The sequence below is a fragment of the Aquariibacter albus genome, from assembly GCF_014145335.1.
Taxonomy (GTDB): Bacteria; Pseudomonadota; Gammaproteobacteria; order Burkholderiales; family Burkholderiaceae_C; genus Aquariibacter; species Aquariibacter albus.
Window position 1 is genome coordinate 155,671 of record NZ_JACIVI010000005.1, and the last position, 15,611, is coordinate 171,281.

The window sequence follows — 15,611 nt, forward strand, 5'->3', positions numbered from 1 at the left end:
TTCGACACTCGCCCCATGCAAACGAATCTCGCCCCGGCCCACCAGGGGACGGCCGACGGCCAGGCCGCCGAAGCCATCCTGCGCAAGTGCGTGCACTGCGGCTTCTGCACCGCCACCTGCCCGACCTACCAGCTGCTCGGCGACGAGCTGGACGGCCCGCGCGGCCGCATCTACCTGATCAAGCAGGTGCTGGAGGGCCAGACGCCGACCCGCAAGACCCAGCAGCACCTGGACCGCTGCCTGACCTGCCGCAACTGCGAGACCACCTGCCCGAGCGGCGTGAAGTACGGCGAGCTGGTCGAGATCGGCCGCCGCGTGGTCGATGCCCAGGTCGAGCGGCCGGCCGGCGAACGGGCCGCGCGCTGGGCGCTGAAGGAGGGCCTGACCTCGCCGCTCTTCGGCCCCGCGATGAAGCTGGGCCAGCTGCTGCGGCCGCTGGTGCCCGCCGCCCTCAAGGACAAGGTGCCGGCCGCCGCCGGCCCCCGCGCCCGGCAATGGCCGCAGCGCACCCATGCCCGCAAGGTGCTGATGCCCCTGGGCTGCGTGCAGCCGGCGATGGCGCCCAACATCGACAGCGCGACCGCCCGGGTGCTGGATGCCTGCGGCATCCAGGCCCTGGTCAGCAACGAGGGCGGCTGCTGCGGCGCCATCCGCGCCCACCTGGGCGACCAGGCCGGGGGCCTGGCCGATGTGCGCCGCAATGTGGACGCCTGGTGGCCGCTGATCGAGCGCGGCGAGGTCGAGGCCCTCGTCGTCAACGCCTCGGGCTGCGGCGCCATGGTCAAGGACTACGGCCACCTGCTGGCCGACGACCCGGCCTATGCCGAGCGCGCCGCCCGGGTCGCGGCGCTCACGCGCGACCCCTCCGAACTGCTGCCCGAGCTGGTGCCGGCCCTGCAACCCCTGCTGAATCCGGCGCGGCCGGCCGGCAGTCCGGCGCGCGGCCCGGCGCGGCCGCGCCTGGCCTACCACCCGCCCTGCACCCTGCAGCATGCGCAGAAGCTGCGCGGCGGCGTGGAGGCCGGCCTGCGCGCCCTGGGCTTCGAGGTCGAGGTCGCGCGCACCGAGAGCCATCTGTGCTGCGGCTCGGCCGGCACCTATTCCGTGCTGCAGCCCGAGCTGTCCAAGCAGCTGCGCGACCGCAAGCTCGACGCCCTGGCGCCGATCGCCCCGCAGGCCATCGTCTCGGCCAACATCGGCTGCATCCAGCACCTGCAGAGCGGCACCGCCACGCCGGTGCGGCACTGGATCGAGCTGGTCGACGAGGCCATCGCCGGCGCGCGCTGAGCGGCGCGCCTCAGCGCGCGGCCTCCAGCAGGCGCCGCAGCAGCGGATGGTGCTGGCCACGGCGCGAGTGGATGGCGTGGATCTCCTCGACCAGGCCCTCGCAGCGGCCCAGGCGGCGCAGCGCGCGGCCGAAGGGTGGGCTCAAGCCCTCGTCGCCCAGCTGAGCGACCGGGAACACGCCCAGGCCCTGCATGCCGAAGACGGCCATCAGCGCGCTGTCCTCGAACTCGCCGACCCGCCGGGGCCGCAGGCCCTGGGCCTCGAACCAGCGGTCCAGCCGCGCGCGCAGCGGCGAATGGCCGGTCGGCAGCAGCACCGGCAGTTGCTCCAGGCACTGCGGAAAGGCGGCGCGCTCGGCCGCCTTCACCAGGGCGGGCGGCCCGACCCAGTCGACGGGCGCCGCCCACAGGCGCTGGCTGCTCAGGCGCAGGCTGGGGTTGGCCGGGGCCGGCTGGCCCGCCAGCACCACGTCCAGCTGATGCAGGGCCAGCTCGCCGAGCAGGGCCTCGAACTCGCCTTCGTGGCACAGCAGGCGCAGGGCCGGCGTGTCCAGCCCCGGCGCCAGCAGCTGGTGGGCGGCGAGCTTGGACAGGCCGTCCGACAGGCCCACGGCAAAGCGCAGGGCCGGCGCGGTGGCCGCCGCGCGCACGGCCTGCGGCAGCTCCTGCCCGAGCTGGAAGATGGCCTCGGCGCGGGCGAAGGCCTCCTGGCCGGCCTCGCTCAGCACCAGGCCGCGGCCGGCTGGCTTGAACAGCGGATGGCCGAGGTCCTGCTCCAAGGCACGGACCTGGGCGCTGACGGTCTGCACCGCCACCCCCAGCCGCGCGGCGGCCCGGCTGAGGCCGCCTTCCTTGGCGACGACCCAGAAGTAGTGCAGGTGGCGGTAGTTCAGCATCGGGCCGCTCCATAGGCGAGGTTCGGGAAAAGCTGAAGAACCTTTCCGTTGGCGCTGATTTTTCATCATGCCGGCCGCGGCCATGATCCGCCCCGTCGCGCCGCGCCCCACCGCCCATCCCGGGCGGTCCCGGGCCGGCGAGCTTCCTGAACCCACCCCATGGACTTCCTGCTGCCCCTGCTCCAGGCCGACTTCCTCGGCAAACCCGCCTGGCTCTGGCTGAGCTTCCTCGGCATCGTCACCGCGCTGCTGGCCTTCGACCTCGGCGTGCTGCACCGCGACGAGCGCGAGATCGGCGTGCGCGAAAGCCTGATGCTCTCGGCCGGCTACATCAGCGCCGGCCTGCTGTTCGGTGCCTGGATGTGGGCCGAGCTGGGCGCCACTGCCGGGATGGACTACCTGACCGGCTTCCTGATCGAGAAGTCGCTGTCGATGGACAACGTCTTCGTGATCGCGCTGATCTTCGGCTTCTTCGCCATCCCGCGCGAGCACCAGCACCGCGTGCTGTTCTGGGGCATCCTGGGCGTGATCGTGCTGCGCGCGATCATGATCGGACTGGGGGCCACCCTGGTCAGCAGCTTCAGCTGGATCCTCTACGTCTTCGGTGCCTTCCTCGTGCTGACCGGCGTGAAGATGTGGCGCATGGCCGATGCCGAACCCGACATCGCCAACAACCCGCTGCTGGCCTTCCTGCGTCGCCACCTGCGGGTGACGGATGGCCTGCGCGGCCGGAATTTCCTGGTGACCGAGCCCGACCCCAGGACCGGCCGCCCGGTGCGCTGGGCCACGCCGCTGCTGCTGGCGCTGATCCTGGTCGAGGCGGTGGACCTGGTGTTCGCGGTGGACTCGGTGCCGGCGATCTTCTCGATCACCACCGACCCCTTCATCGTCTACACCAGCAACATCTTCGCGATCCTCGGCCTGCGCGCGCTGTACTTCGCGCTGGCCGCGATGATTCACCGCTTCCACTACCTCAAGTACGCCCTGGCGGCGGTGCTGGTCTTCATCGGCGGCAAGATCTTCCTGGTCGGCTTCATCGGCAAGGTGCCGGCACCGGTCTCGCTGGGCGTGACCTTCGGCCTGATCGCAGCCGGCGTCGCTTACTCGATGTGGAAGACCCGCGGCCAGCCGGCGTCGACCTGAGGCTGTGCTTCGCGCGCCCGCACCCGGGCTTTCCCGCGTGGTGCGGGGGCGTCAGATCGAGGGCGAAGGACGCCTTAGCCTGTCTTAAAGCTGACGAACCCCGGCGAAGCACCTCGCCTGGATCGATTGGGAGTTCTTCCTGGGTGCGGACCGGTCCGGTGCGTCGCAGCATCCTGGCCCCGTGTCCGCACGGGGCCGGCCGGCGCATCGCACGCCCGCCGGTCACGCCCCCGACCCGAAGGAGACCCCGCGTGCCGTCCACGATCCACCCGCTGCAACCGCAGCCCCTGCTGCTGGCCCTCCTGGCTGCCTTCAGCCTGCAGGCACCCACCCGGGCGGCCGATGCCCCCGCGAGCGGAAGCCTGCCGCCGGTCCGCGTGATCGGCGTGACGCCGCTGCCCGGCCTGAGCGTCAGCAAGGACGAGGTGGCCGCACCGGTGCAGACGCTGAGCACCCGCGAGCTCGACGCCAGCCACGCCCCCGACCTGAGCGCCGTGCTGGCGCGCCGGCTCGGCAGCGTCCACGTCAACGAGGTGCAGAACAACCCCTTCCAGCCCGACCTGAACTACCGCGGCTTCACGGCGTCCCCGCTGCTGGGCAACGCCCAGGGCCTGTCCGTCTACCTGGACGGCGTGCGGCTGAACCAGCCCTTCGGCGACGTGGTGAGCTGGGACCTGATTCCCAAGTCGGCGCTGCGCTCGGTCACCCTGATGCCGGGCTCCAACCCGGTCTTCGGCCTGAACACCCTGGGCGGCGCCCTGGCGGTGGAGACCAAGGACGGGCTGCGCAACCCCGGCACCACGGTGCAGGTGCTGGGCGGTTCGCACGGCCGGCGCGCCTTCGAGTTTGCGACCGGCGGCTCCCAGGACGACGGCCTGCACTGGTTCGTCAGCGGCAACCTGTTCCGCGAACGCGGCTGGCGGGATGACTCGCCGTCGGACGTGCGGCAGATCCTGGCCAAGGTCGGCAAGCGCAGCGGCGCGACCGATGTCGCGCTGACGGTGGCCGCCGCGGACACGGATCTCAACGGCAACGGGCTGCAGGAACAGCGCTTCCTCGACCGCGACTACAACAGCGTCTACACGAAGCCGGACAACACGCAGAACCGCTCCTTCTTCCTGAACTTCACGGGCAGCCACACGGTCAGCGACAAGCTCTCCTTCAGCGGCAACACCTACTACCGCCGCATCCGCACCTCGACCTTCAACGGCGACCTGAACGACGACTCGCTCGACCAGTCGCTCTACCAGCCGAACGCGACCGAGCGTGCGGCCCTGACGGCCGCGGGCTACACCGGCTTCCCGACCGCGGGGGAGAACGCAAGCAACACCCCCTTCCCCAAGTGGCGCTGCATCGCCCAGGCCCTGCTGAACGACGAACCGGCCGAGAAGTGCAACGGCGTGATCAACCGCACCCGCACCGACCAGGACAACATGGGCCTGGCCCTGCAGGCCAACCTCGAGGACACGCTGCTCGGACGCCCCAGCCGCCTGGCGGTGGGCGTGGCCTATGACCTGAGCCACGTCAAGTTCAAGCAGAGCTCGGAGCTGGGCTACCTGAACCCGGACCGCAGCGTGACCGGCGTCGGCGCCTTCGGCGACGGCGGCGTGACCGGCGGCGACGTCGACGGCGCACCCTACGACACCCGGGTCGACCTGCGCGGCCGCACCGAGACCTTCAGCGTTTACGCGAGCGACACGCTGACCCTGGCGCCCAAGACCTTCCTGACCCTGGCCGGCCGCTACAACCACACCGAGGTCCGCAACCGCGACGGCATCACGCCCGGCGGCGGCCCCGGCTCGCTGGATGGCAACCACAGCTTCAGCCGCTTCAACCCGGCCGTCGGCCTGACCTTCAGCCCGCTGGACGATGTCACGGCCTACCTGGGCGCCAACCAGGGCAGCCGCACGCCTTCGGCGATCGAGCTGGGCTGCGCCGACCCGGCCAACCCCTGCAAGCTGCCGAATGCCTTCGCAGGCGATCCGCCGCTCAAGCAGGTGGTGACCACCACGCTGGAGGCCGGCTTGCGGGGCCGCAGCGGGGCGCTGAGCTGGAACGCGGGCGTGTTCCGCTCCGACAACCGCGACGACCTGCTCTTCGTCGCCGACAACACCGCCGGCTTCGGCTACTTCAAGAACTTCGGCAAGACGCGCCGGCAGGGTGTCGAGCTGGGTGCCAGCTACGCGCTGAGCCGGGATCTGGTCGTCGGCGGCCAGTACACCTTCCTCGACGCGACCTTCCGCAGCCGCGAAACGGTCAACGGCAGCTCGAACAGCAGCAATGAGGAGGCGGAAGCCGGCTTCCCGGGCGTCGACGGCACGATCGAGGTCCGCTCCGGCGACCGCATCCCGATGCTGCCGCGCCAGATCGTCAAGCTCTTCGCCGACTTCCAGGCCACGCCGAGCTGGAGCGTCGGGGCCGACCTGCAGGCCATCGGCGGCAGCACGGCCCGCGGCAACGAGAACGGCGAGCATCGGCCGGACGGCACCTACTACCTCGGCTCGGGCAAGAACGGCGGCTACGCCGTGCTGAACCTGAACACCAGCTACCAGGCCACGAAGGGCGCGCAGTTCTTCGCGAACCTGAACAACGTGTTCGACCGCAAGTACAGCACCGCCGCCCAGCTGGGCCCGACCGGCTTCAACGCCGCCGGCAACTTCCAGGCACGGCCCTTCCCGGTCAATGCCAACGGCGACCGGCCGCTGCAGCACGCGACCTTCTACGCGCCGGGTGCACCGCGCAGCCTCTACGTCGGTCTGCGTTACACCTTCGACTGAGCGTGCTTCGCGTCGGGGGGCAGGCTGTCCCCCGGCCCGGCCAACGCCCTGCAGGCGACCTCCGGGTCGCCTTGTTCATGGGCGATCCGGGACCGCACGCGGCTCAGCCCTCGGCCCAGACGGCCGCCAGCGCAGCGGCCACGGCCTCGACGTTGCCGGCGTTCAGGCCGGCCGCGCACATGCGGCCGGAGCGCACCAGGTAGACGCCATGCTGCTCGCGCAGGCGGTCCACCTGGGCCGCGCTCAGGCCGGTGTAGCTGAACATGCCGCGCTGGGTGACGAGGCAGCTCACGTCGCGCGGCACGCCGGCCGCGGCCAGGCGGGCACTCACGCCCTCGAAGAGGCGCTGGCGCATGGCGGCGATGCGGGCACGCATGCCGTCCAGCTCGGCCGCCCAGCTTGCGCGCAGGCCGGCGTCGTCCAGCACGCGGGCGACCACGGCCGCGCCGTGGGTGGGCGGGCTGGAGTAGTTCTTGCGCACCGTGGCCTTGAGCTGGCCGAGCACGCGATCAGCCTCGGCCGCGTCGGCGCAGACCAGGCTCAGTCCGCCGCAGCGCTCGCCGTAGAGCGAGAAGCTCTTGGAGAAGCTGCTGGCCACGAAGAAGCGGATCGGCTGGCCGTCTGCACCCCGGTGCGCAGCCAGGGCGCGGATCGCATACGCGTCCTCGTCCAGGCCGGCACCGAAGCCCTGGTAGGCGATGTCGACGTAGGGGATGAGCCGGCGCGCGGCGATCACCGGGATCAGCGCATCCCACTGCGCCGGGCTCAGATCCACGCCGGTCGGGTTGTGGCAGCAGGCGTGCAGCAGCACGATGGACTGCGCGGGCAGGGCCTGGAAGGCGGCGAGCATGGCCTCGAAGTCCAGGCCGCCGTCGGCCGCGCGGTAATAGGGGTAGGTCTTCACTGGGAAGCCCGCGCCTTCGAACATGGCGCGGTGGTTGTCCCAGGTCGGGTCGCTGACCCAGACGGTGGCGTCGGGGAAGTAGCGCTTGAGGAAGTCCCCACCCACCTTCAGGCCGCCCGAGCCACCCAGGGTCTGCAAGGTGGCGACGCGGCGGGCAGCCAGGGCCTCGTGGCCCTCGCCCAGCAGCAGGCGCTGCACGGCCGCGCGGTAGGCGGGGTGGCCTTCCATGGGCTGGTAGGGCTTGGCGCCGTTCGCCGCCACGGCGGCGGCCTGGCGGGCCTCGGCCTCCTTGACGGCAGCCATCACCGGCAGGCGGCCTTCGTCGTCGAAGTAGATGCCGATGGAGAGGTTGATCTTGTGCGCGCGCGGATCGCGGCCGAAGTCCTCGTTCAGGCTGAGGATGGGGTCGCCCGGGTAGGGCTCGACGTGATCGAACATGGAAGGCTCCAGGGCGCGGGGCCGGTGGCCGGCGCGGGATGGCTGCGGAAGGGGGGTCGCCGGCTCAGGCCGCCGGCCGGGGCTCGGCCAGTGCGGCGTCCAGGTCGCGGCGGATCGCGGCCGGCGTGTCGGTCGGCGCATAGCGCTTGCGCACCCGGCCGTCGCGGCCGACCAGGAACTTGGTGAAGTTCCACTTGATGCCCTCGGTGCCGAGCAGGCCCGGCGCCGCACGCTTGAGGTGGACGAAGAGCGGATGCGCCCCCGGGCCGTTGACCTCGACCTTGGCCATCATCGGGAAGCTCACGCCGTAGTTCGTCTGGCAGAAGGCACCGATCTGCTCGGCCGTGCCCGGGTCCTGCCCGCCGAACTGGTTGCAGGGGAAGCCCAGCACGGTGAGGCCCTGCGGGCCCAGCTCGCGCCACAGCGTCTCCAGGCCGGCGAACTGCGGGGTGAAGCCGCAGGCGCTGGCGGTGTTGACGATGAGCAGCACGCGGCCGCGGTGGGCGGCCAGCGGCGCGGGGGCGCCATCGAGGGCAAGGGCCTCGAAGTCGAAGACCGAGGCAGAGGCGGCGTCAGAGGCCATGGCGGGCGGCACCGGAGGCGGGGAAGCCGCCGATGCTAGCCGCCCCGCCCGGCGGCCGTGGCGGGGCGGGCTCAGGCCGGGGCGGCCTGCGTGTCCAGGCAGGCCAGCGCGCGGCCGAGCTCGCCGACGAGCAGCTCGGCATCCAGCCCGGCCTCCTGGGCCAGGCGGCCGCAGGCGCGGGCCCAATCGGCCTCGGCGGCGAAGCCCTCGGCATCGAGGGTCGGCGGTCGCAGGGGATCGAGTGCGGGCGCCAGGTCGGTCGCGGCCAGCAGGGCCAGCAGGCGGCGCAGCGGTGGCGCCTCGTGTGCCCAGTCGGCCCGCAGCGGGGCGGCGGTGGCCTCGTCCTGGGCGCGTGCCAGCGCATGGGCCAGGGGGCGCTGGCGCACCGCCTCGGCCACCGGGGCGGCCAGGCCCCAGACCTGGCACAGCGCCCCGCCCAGCGCGGCATGGCTGACGCCGAAGCAGGCGATCTCGGCCGCGGCCCGCTGCAGGGGCTCGGCGGCCTGGGCCCGCAGCTCGGCGCTGCGCAGCGGGTCGTGGCGGTGCAGGGCGGCTGCGCCGACCTCGCCGAACAGGCCGGTGGTGTGGGCCTGCCAGGGGTCGATGCCCAGGGCCGCGGCACAGGCCCCCATCGCACGGCCACGGCGGCCGGCGCGGCTCCACAGGCTTTCGAGGAAGGGGCTGGGCGGGAAGGCCCCGCGCAGGCCGATGGCATAGGTGAGCGCACAGACCTCGCGGAAGCCGAGGTGCTGCAGCGCCTCGTTGACCGTGCCGACCCGCCGCAGCAGGCCGAAGTGGGCGCCATTGACGCTGCGCACGACGGCCGCCGCCAGGGCCATGTCGGCCTCGATCAGCGCGGCCACACGGGCCAGCGACACGCCCTCGTCATCGAGCAGCAGAGCAAGTTCGACCAGGCTGCGCGGACAGGCCGGCAGTTCGATGTCGAGGCGACGCAGGGCGGGGGCGATGGGCATCGTCGGGCCGGATCGGACGGAGCGGGGAATGGCTCCGCAGCACGGCCCGCCGGCGGGGAGCGGGCGGTTCGGCCAGGGAGGAGGGTCGATCGATGCTAGGTCGCAGCCGGCCGGCCCAGGCCGGCAGCAGCGGGGCTTTCACCCATCATTTCCTGGGCCGGGCCGGCGGGCCCAGAAACGACAAAGCCCGCCGGAGGGCGGGCTTTGCAACGACGCGGGCGGGGCCGCGTCGGGGCCGGACTCAGCGGGCCGAGACGTACATCGTGATCTCGAAGCCGAAACGCAGGTCGGTGGCTTGGGGGGCGGTCCACAGCATGGCAGGTCTCCTGGAGGTTGGGGCTGCGCCGGGCTCCGGGGCATCCGGCGTCAGCGCGTGAATCGAACTGTGCGCGCCGCCGGCCGATGGAACCAGCGGCCGGCCATGAATCCGGGCTCATGAAAATCATGAGCCGGACTCGGCCGCGGCCTGAAGCGCCGGCGCCGCGCCGACGACCAGCCGCGAACGCCCGGCCCGCTTGGCCTGGTAGAGCGCGTCATCGGCCGCCTGCAGCAGCCGGGCCGCCGCATCGGGGGACGCGACGGTGGGCTGGAGGGCCGCAAGCCCCAGGCTGAGCGTGACGATCCCGGCCGGGCTGGCCGCATGCGGCAGCGCCAGGGCTTCGACCTCGGCCAGCAGCCGCTCGGCCACGCGGGTGGCGCCGGCCGCATCGGTGGCGGGCAGCAGCAGCGCGAATTCCTCGCCGCCGTAGCGGGCGGCCAGATCGCCCTCGCGCTGGATGCTGGCGCGCAGGCTGCGCGCAACGGCCTGCAGGCAGCTGTCGCCGGCGGGGTGGCCGTAGTGGTCGTTGTAGCGCTTGAAGTGGTCCAGGTCGACGAGCACCAGGGCCAAGGGCTGGTGGCTGCGCAGGGCCCGGCGCAGCTCGCGGGCGAGGGCCCGGTCGAACTCGCGGCGACTGGCCAAGCCGGTCAGGGCATCGTGGGCCACCAGGGTCTTGAGCCGGTGGTTGCTGTGCGCGAGGGCCTGCATCGTGCGCGCCAGCGCGCTCTCGGCCTCCTTGCGGGCGCTGATGTTGTAGCGGATGGCGATGAACTGCTGCGGACGGCCGTCCGGCCCGAGGAAGGGCACGATGGTGGTGTCCATCCAGTAGCTGATGCCGTCGAAGGCCCGCATCATCATCTCGCCGCTCCAGACCCGGCCCGAGGCGATGGTGCGCCAGAGCTGGCGGTAGAAGGCGGGCGGGTGGTGGCCCGAGCGCAGCACGCGATGGTCCAGGCCGATCAGCTCGGCGCGCTCGGCGCGGGTGGAATGGCAGAAGCGGTCGTTGACGTCGACGATGCGACCGCCGACATCGGTGATCAGCACCTCGGCATGCGCGTCGAGCGCGAGCTTCATGTCGCGCAGCCGCCGGTTGGCCGCCTGCAGTTCGCCGCCGATCCGGGCCTGCATGGTGATGGCGCCCAGCAGGCGCTGCCCCAGCGCAAGCAGCAGCGCAACCAGCAGGAAGACGATGCTGCCGTGGATGAGCGCACTGCGGCGCCAGGGGGCCAGCACCTCCTGCGGATCCACCCCGGCAATCACCACCAGGTGATGCGCCGGCAGCGGCACGGCGTTGTAGAGGCGGTGCACGCCATCGACCGGCGAGCGCGCCTCGAAGCTGCGCCCCTCCACCGGCAGATCGGCCAGGCCGAAGCTGCGGGAATCCATGACCATGCCCAGCACGTCCGGCCGGAAGGGCTGGCGCAGCAGCAGGCGGCCGCCCTGCTCGACCAGGCCCACGGCAGCCCCGTCGCCCAGCCGGGCACTGTCGAACACCGCGCCCAGCGCGGCCAGGTCGAGGTCCGCGATGACGAGGCCGAGAAAGCGCCCGTCCGGGGCCGACAGGCGACGGCTCAGGGGCATCACCCAGCGGCCGCTGGCGGCGCTGCGGCGCGGCGGGCTCAGGCGGGTCGCGGTGGTCTGGCTGGCACGGTGAAAGCGGAAGGCCTCGTCGGCCCGCTGGGCCGCCGCCTCCGCCTGCCGGCCGCCGAGGGTGTGGACGACGGTCGCGCCGGCCGCATCGACCAGGCGCAGCTCCAGCACCTGGGGTGCGTCGACGCTGAGGCGCAGCGCCATGTCCATCAGGGTGGCGTCGTCGCGCCAGGGGACGGCCCCGCGCTCGGCCTCCTGCGCCAGCGCAGCGGTGATGCTGTCGGCCTGGCGCAGCAGCACGCCGACATGGCGCGACGCAAGCTCGGTCCCCAGCAGCAGCATGCGCTTGGCACGCTCCAGCTCGTGCTGGCGCGAGAGGCCCAGCACCAGCGCCGTCATCATCACCAGGATGAGGGCGACGCCGATCACGTAGCCACGCGCGGCGCGCAAGGGTGCCGCGCGACGGAGGCGCAGGAGCCCTGGGGAATCGGCGGGGGGCGACATCAGGGGCTGTGCGGCAGTCAGCCGCTCATTCAACCCTGGAGCCGCGCCCATCCATCGACTGAAGAAGCGGGCAATAGGCCGGCAGTTCGGCCCGTCACGGCATGAAAAAAGCCCGCCGAAGCGGGCTTTCTCCAGCAGGCGGGGACCGTCTGCGGCCGGTCCCTGCCCTGCACCGGCTCAGCGGGCCGAGACGTACATCGTGATCTCGAAGCCGAAGCGCAGGTCGGTGGCGCGGGGGGCGGTCCATTGCATGGTGAGTCTCCTGAAAGGGTGAGGGAGGTTCAAGGCGCCAGGTCCGGAACGGCCTCGGCGTGACATGCACTGTGCCGGGGACCGGCCCGCGGCATCAGGCCCCGCGGCATGAATCGGGGCTCCAGAAAATCATGGGCTGAGCGGACCACCGGGCCGGGGCCGGCTCAGGCCGCCTGCGCCGCCAGGCCGCGTGGCACCGCCCCCAGCAGGCGGCGGGTGTAGTCCTCGCGCGGCGCGGCCATGAGCTGCTCGACCGGCGCCTGCTCGACCACCGCGCCGTCCTTCATCACCAGCACCTCGTCGGCCATGAAGCGCACCACGGCCAGGTCGTGGCTGATGAAGAGGTAGGCCAGGCCCAGTTCGTCCTGCAGGTCCTTGAGCAGGTTCAGCACCTGGGCCTGCACGCTCACGTCGAGCGCGCTGACGGCCTCGTCGAGCACGAGCAGCTCGGGCTCCAGCGTCAGGCAGCGGGCGATGGCGATGCGCTGGCGCTGGCCGCCGGAGAACTCGTGCGGGTAGCGGCCCCAGGCGCTGTCGTCCAGGCCGACGCGGGCCAGCAGCGCGCGGGCGCGGGCCTCGCGGCCGGCCTCGTCGCCGTGCAGGCGGTGGATGCGCATGGGCTCCATCAACGTCTCGCCGATGGTGAAGCGCGGGTTCAGCGAGGCATAGGGGTTCTGGAAGACGATCTGGATGCGCCGCCGCATCGGCAGCCAGTCGGCCTTGGACAGGCTCAGCAGCTCCTGGCCGTGGAAACGCGCGCTGCCGCGGACCGGGCCGCCGCTGGCCTCGTGCAGGCGCAGCAGGGCCAGGCCGGTGGTCGTCTTGCCCGAGCCGGATTCACCGACGATGCCCAGGGTGTGGCCGCGCCGCAGGGTGAAGCTCACGCCCTTGACCGCCTCGAAGAGCTTGCGGCCGAAGACGCCCTGCGGCAGCCAGAAGCCCTTGTGCAGGTCCTGCACCTCCAGCACCACGGGCGCGGCCGGGTCCTTCGCGCGATGCGCGCGGGCGGCGGCGGCGGCCTCGCCGCGGGCCCTGGCGGCCTCGGCGGCGATGTGCTCGTCGATGACCATGAGCCGGGCCGGCGGGTCGATCAACGGCGGGCGGCAGGCCAGCAGGGCCTGGGTGTAGGGATCCTGCGGGGCGCGGAAGATCGGGCCGACGGGGCCCTGCTCGCGCACGGTGCCGTGGCGCATCACGACGACCTGGTCGGCGATCTCGCCGACCACGCCGAGGTCGTGGCTGATGAAGAGCATGCTCATCTGCCGCTCGGCCTTGAGCCGGGCGAGCAGCTCCAGGATCTGGCGCTGGATGGTCACGTCGAGCGCAGTGGTCGGCTCGTCGGCGATCAGCAGCTTGGGCTCGCAGGCAATCGCCATGGCGATCATCACCCGCTGCTGCTGGCCGCCGGAGAGTTCATGCGGGTGCGCCTCGACGCGGCGCTGCGGCTCGGGCAGGCCGACCTCGGCGAGCAGCTCGACCGCACGCCCCCGCGCCGCCCGGGCCGAGAGGCCCAGGTGCAGGCGCAGCACCTCGACGATCTGCGCGCCCACCGTCATCACCGGGTTCAGCGAGGACATCGGGTCCTGGAAGACGCAGGCGATGTCCTTGCCGCGCAGGGCACGCAGCGCGGCCGGCGGGGCCTGGAGCAGGTCGCGGCCCTCGAAGCGCACGCAGCCGCGGCGCTCGGCGTTGTCGGGCAGCAGGTTCAGCAGCGACATGGCGGTGACGCTCTTGCCCGAGCCGGATTCGCCGACCAGGGCCACCGTGCAGTGCGCCGGCACGTCGAAGGAGACGCCCTGGCCGCCGCGGCCGACGGCCTCGGTCCAGCGCGCGGTGTCACCGCGGCCGAGGCGGAAGCGGACCTGCAGGTCCTGGATCTGCAGCAGAGGGGGGAGGCTCATCACTCGGCTCCGCGGAGCTTGGGGTCCAGCGCGTCGCGCAGCGCATCGGTCATCAGCGAGAAGGCGGTGACAAAGACGGCCATGAAGGCCGTGGCCGCCGCAAGCTGCCACCAGAAGCCGAGCAGCAGCTCGCTCTGCGATTCCGACAGCATCGTGCCCCAGCTCACCTGGTCCACGCCCACGCCCAGGCCCAGGTAACTCAGGATGACCTCGGCCTTGATGAAGCCCACCACGTGCACGCTGAGCTGCACCAGCACGATGTGGCCGATGTTGGGCAGGATGTGGCGGAACATGCGCGCGCCGGCCGAGGCGCCGATGGCCTCGGCCGAGCGCACGTACTCGCGCACCGCATGCTTCATGAACTCGGCCCGCACGAGGCGGTAGATGCCGGTCCAGCCGGCCAGGCCCAGGATGAGCACCACCGAGCTGACGCCCCGGCCGACGATGGCCGCGAAGGCGAAGATCAGCAGGATGCCGGGGATGGCGGTGAAGACGTTGTAGACCCACTCCAGCGCATCGTCGACGCGGCCCCGGAAGAAGCCGCCGACGGCGCCCAGCACGGTGCCGATCAGGGTGGCCAGCAGCGCGGCGGACAGGCCGACGAAGATCGAGATCTCCGCGCCCTTGATGGCCTTGGCCAGCACGTCGCGGCCCAGGCGGTCGGCGCCGAAGGGCAGGGTCTCGGCCTTGACGGTGTCGGCGGTCTGGTAGGCCTTGGCGGCCTCGGCCCATTCGGCATAGCGCGGGGCCAGGGGGTCGATGTCGCTGAGGTCGACGTTGGGGCCCTCGGGCTGCGGGATACCGCTGGCCTCGGCCCGCACGGCCGGGCCCAGGACGGTGGGCGGCGCATTCGGCACGGCGCGCTCGGCCTGCCAGTCAGCCGCCACCAGGCCGAGCAGCGAGGCAGCGATCAGCAGCAGGAAGGCCAGCACCACCGCCAGGCAGACCAGGCCGACCCGGTCCTGCCGGAAGCGCCGCCAGCCGGCCGCCCACACGCCCTCGGAGCGGGAAGCGGCCGGGGCAGGGGAAGGGGACAAGGCGGCGCTCATTTCAGAACCACTCTCGGATCGACCCACTTGTAGAGCAGGTCGGTGAAGAGGTTGACCAGCATGGTGATGAAGGCGATGTAGATCGCGAAGGCCTGGATCACCGGGTAGTCGCTGCGGTTGACGGCCAGCAGCACCTCGCGGCCCAGGCCGGGGATGGAGAAGAAGGCCTCGATCAGGAAGCTGCCGACGAAGATGCCCGGCAGGCCCACCGCCACATTGGTGAGGATGGGGATCATGGCGTTGCGCATCACATGCCGGCCCATGATCTGCGGCTCGGCCAGGCCCTTGGCGCGGGCGGTGCGCACATAGTCCTGGCCGATCTCGTCGAGGAAGAAGCTGCGGTAGAGCCGCGTCTGCGGCGCCAGGCTGACGGCCACCGCCAGCAGCACCGGCAGCGGCGCGTACTGCAGCAGATTGGTCGCCAGGCTGTCGCTCCAGCCCTGCACCGGGAACCAGCCGAGCTTGAAGGCAAACAGGTACTGGCCGACGATCACATAGACCAGGAAGCTGATCGACAGGGCCACGGTGGTGACGATGAGCACCATGCGGTCGGTCAGCGAGCCGCGCAGGTAGGCAATGCCCAGCGCAAAGGGAATGGCCAGCAGCGTCTCCAGGATCAGGATGGGCACCATCACCGTCAGCGTGGCCGGCAGGCGGCTGCTGAAGAGCTCGGCCACGGGCTCGCCGGTCGCCCAGCTCTTGCCCCAGTCGAAGGTGGCGATCTGCTTGAGGTAAAGGCCGAACTGCACCCACCAGGGCTCGTTCAGGCCCAGCTGCTGGCGGATCGCATCGACCTGCTCGGCCGTGGCGTTCAGACCGCCGAGGATTTCGGCCGGGTCGCCGCCGAAGCCCTTGAAGAGCAGGAAGACCAGCAGCACGACGCCGAACAGGGTCGGCACCATCTGCCAGAGTCGCCGGATCAGGTAGGCGGCCATTGCAAGCGCAGGGGTCGGGAGGGAGGGGGCGCCGGCGCCGCGCAAGGCGCAGGCCGGCCG

Annotated in this window: 13 protein-coding genes; 3 read left to right on the forward strand and 10 right to left on the reverse strand. The window is 72.1% G+C overall.

The window, feature by feature from the left end; genetic code table 11:
• The first annotated feature begins 15 nt into the window (after positions 1–15).
• Entirely contained in the window at positions 16–1,287 is a 1,272-nt protein-coding gene (gene glcF, locus H4F90_RS13090) for a glycolate oxidase subunit GlcF (protein ID WP_182665311.1), read from the forward strand.
• A gap of 10 nt (positions 1,288–1,297) precedes the next feature.
• Here the strand turns inward: glcF and H4F90_RS13095 are convergent, their stop codons facing one another.
• Positions 1,298–2,182 carry a LysR family transcriptional regulator gene (locus tag H4F90_RS13095; RefSeq protein ID WP_182665313.1) on the reverse strand — a complete coding sequence of 295 codons (885 nt, stop codon included), beginning with the start codon at positions 2,180–2,182 and terminating at the stop codon, positions 1,298–1,300.
• 159 nt (positions 2,183–2,341) lie between these two features.
• On the opposite strand from H4F90_RS13095, the gene H4F90_RS13100 reads away from it, so the two are divergent.
• Positions 2,342–3,325: a TerC family protein gene (locus tag H4F90_RS13100; RefSeq protein ID WP_182665314.1), complete on the forward strand. Its 984-nt coding sequence runs from the start codon at positions 2,342–2,344 to the stop codon at positions 3,323–3,325.
• Between the two features lie 251 nt (positions 3,326–3,576).
• Entirely contained in the window at positions 3,577–6,102 is a 2,526-nt protein-coding gene (locus H4F90_RS13105) for a TonB-dependent receptor (protein WP_328700933.1), read from the forward strand.
• 103 nt (positions 6,103–6,205) lie between these two features.
• On the opposite strand, the gene H4F90_RS13110 is transcribed toward H4F90_RS13105, so the two are convergent.
• The 9 genes from H4F90_RS13110 to H4F90_RS13150 all read right to left on the reverse strand — a co-directional run bounded on the left by H4F90_RS13110 (position 6,206) and on the right by H4F90_RS13150 (position 15,551).
• Positions 6,206–7,444 (reverse strand): amino acid aminotransferase, encoded by a 1,239-nt coding sequence (locus H4F90_RS13110; protein WP_182665316.1) that lies wholly within the window; start codon positions 7,442–7,444, stop codon positions 6,206–6,208.
• A gap of 64 nt (positions 7,445–7,508) precedes the next feature.
• On the reverse strand, positions 7,509–8,027 hold the full coding sequence (locus H4F90_RS13115; RefSeq protein ID WP_182665318.1) for a glutathione peroxidase: 519 nt from the start codon (positions 8,025–8,027) through the stop codon (positions 7,509–7,511).
• Between the two features lie 71 nt (positions 8,028–8,098).
• Positions 8,099–9,001: an HDOD domain-containing protein gene (locus H4F90_RS13120; protein WP_182665319.1), complete on the reverse strand. Its 903-nt coding sequence runs from the start codon at positions 8,999–9,001 to the stop codon at positions 8,099–8,101.
• Positions 9,002–9,242: 241 nt separating this feature from the next.
• Positions 9,243–9,317 carry a pyrroloquinoline quinone precursor peptide PqqA gene (gene pqqA / locus H4F90_RS13125; protein WP_182665489.1) on the reverse strand — a complete coding sequence of 25 codons (75 nt, stop codon included), beginning with the start codon at positions 9,315–9,317 and terminating at the stop codon, positions 9,243–9,245.
• A 126-nt stretch (positions 9,318–9,443) separates the two neighbouring features.
• Positions 9,444–11,360, reverse strand: a complete 1,917-nt coding sequence (locus tag H4F90_RS13130; protein WP_182665321.1) for a diguanylate cyclase domain-containing protein — start codon at positions 11,358–11,360, stop codon at positions 9,444–9,446.
• 231 nt (positions 11,361–11,591) lie between these two features.
• Positions 11,592–11,666: a pyrroloquinoline quinone precursor peptide PqqA gene (gene pqqA, locus H4F90_RS13135; protein WP_182663041.1), complete on the reverse strand. Its 75-nt coding sequence runs from the start codon at positions 11,664–11,666 to the stop codon at positions 11,592–11,594.
• A gap of 164 nt (positions 11,667–11,830) precedes the next feature.
• A complete protein-coding gene (locus H4F90_RS13140; protein WP_182665323.1) occupies positions 11,831–13,567 on the reverse strand; it encodes an ABC transporter ATP-binding protein in 1,737 nt (578 codons plus the stop codon).
• Positions 13,567–14,616, reverse strand: coding sequence for an ABC transporter permease (locus H4F90_RS13145; RefSeq protein ID WP_182665325.1), 1,050 nt, complete (start codon positions 14,614–14,616; stop codon positions 13,567–13,569). The genes H4F90_RS13140 and H4F90_RS13145 overlap by 1 nt, the downstream gene beginning before the upstream one ends.
• The gene (locus tag H4F90_RS13150; protein ID WP_182665327.1) at positions 14,613–15,551 is read right to left on the reverse strand and encodes an ABC transporter permease; all 939 of its coding nucleotides are present in this window, start codon (positions 15,549–15,551) and stop codon (positions 14,613–14,615) included. Before H4F90_RS13150 ends, H4F90_RS13145 begins: the two co-directional genes overlap by 4 nt.
• Positions 15,552–15,611: the final 60 nt, after the last annotated feature.

Bases quoted from the DNA above. Each gene is read 5' to 3' on its own strand.
- H4F90_RS13145 (WP_182665325.1), bottom strand. From the start codon at position 14,616: ATGAGCGCCGCCTTGTCCCCTTCCCCTGCCCCGGCCGCTTCCCGCTCC.
- H4F90_RS13100 (WP_182665314.1), top strand. From the start codon at position 2,342: ATGGACTTCCTGCTGCCCCTGCTCCAGGCCGACTTCCTCGGCAAACCC.
- H4F90_RS13150 (WP_182665327.1), bottom strand. From the start codon at position 15,551: ATGGCCGCCTACCTGATCCGGCGACTCTGGCAGATGGTGCCGACCCTG.
- H4F90_RS13115 (WP_182665318.1), bottom strand. From the start codon at position 8,027: ATGGCCTCTGACGCCGCCTCTGCCTCGGTCTTCGACTTCGAGGCCCTT.
- glcF (WP_182665311.1), top strand. From the start codon at position 16: ATGCAAACGAATCTCGCCCCGGCCCACCAGGGGACGGCCGACGGCCAG.
- H4F90_RS13110 (WP_182665316.1), bottom strand. From the start codon at position 7,444: ATGTTCGATCACGTCGAGCCCTACCCGGGCGACCCCATCCTCAGCCTG.
- H4F90_RS13140 (WP_182665323.1), bottom strand. From the start codon at position 13,567: ATGAGCCTCCCCCCTCTGCTGCAGATCCAGGACCTGCAGGTCCGCTTC.
- H4F90_RS13095 (WP_182665313.1), bottom strand. From the start codon at position 2,182: ATGCTGAACTACCGCCACCTGCACTACTTCTGGGTCGTCGCCAAGGAA.
- H4F90_RS13120 (WP_182665319.1), bottom strand. From the start codon at position 9,001: ATGCCCATCGCCCCCGCCCTGCGTCGCCTCGACATCGAACTGCCGGCC.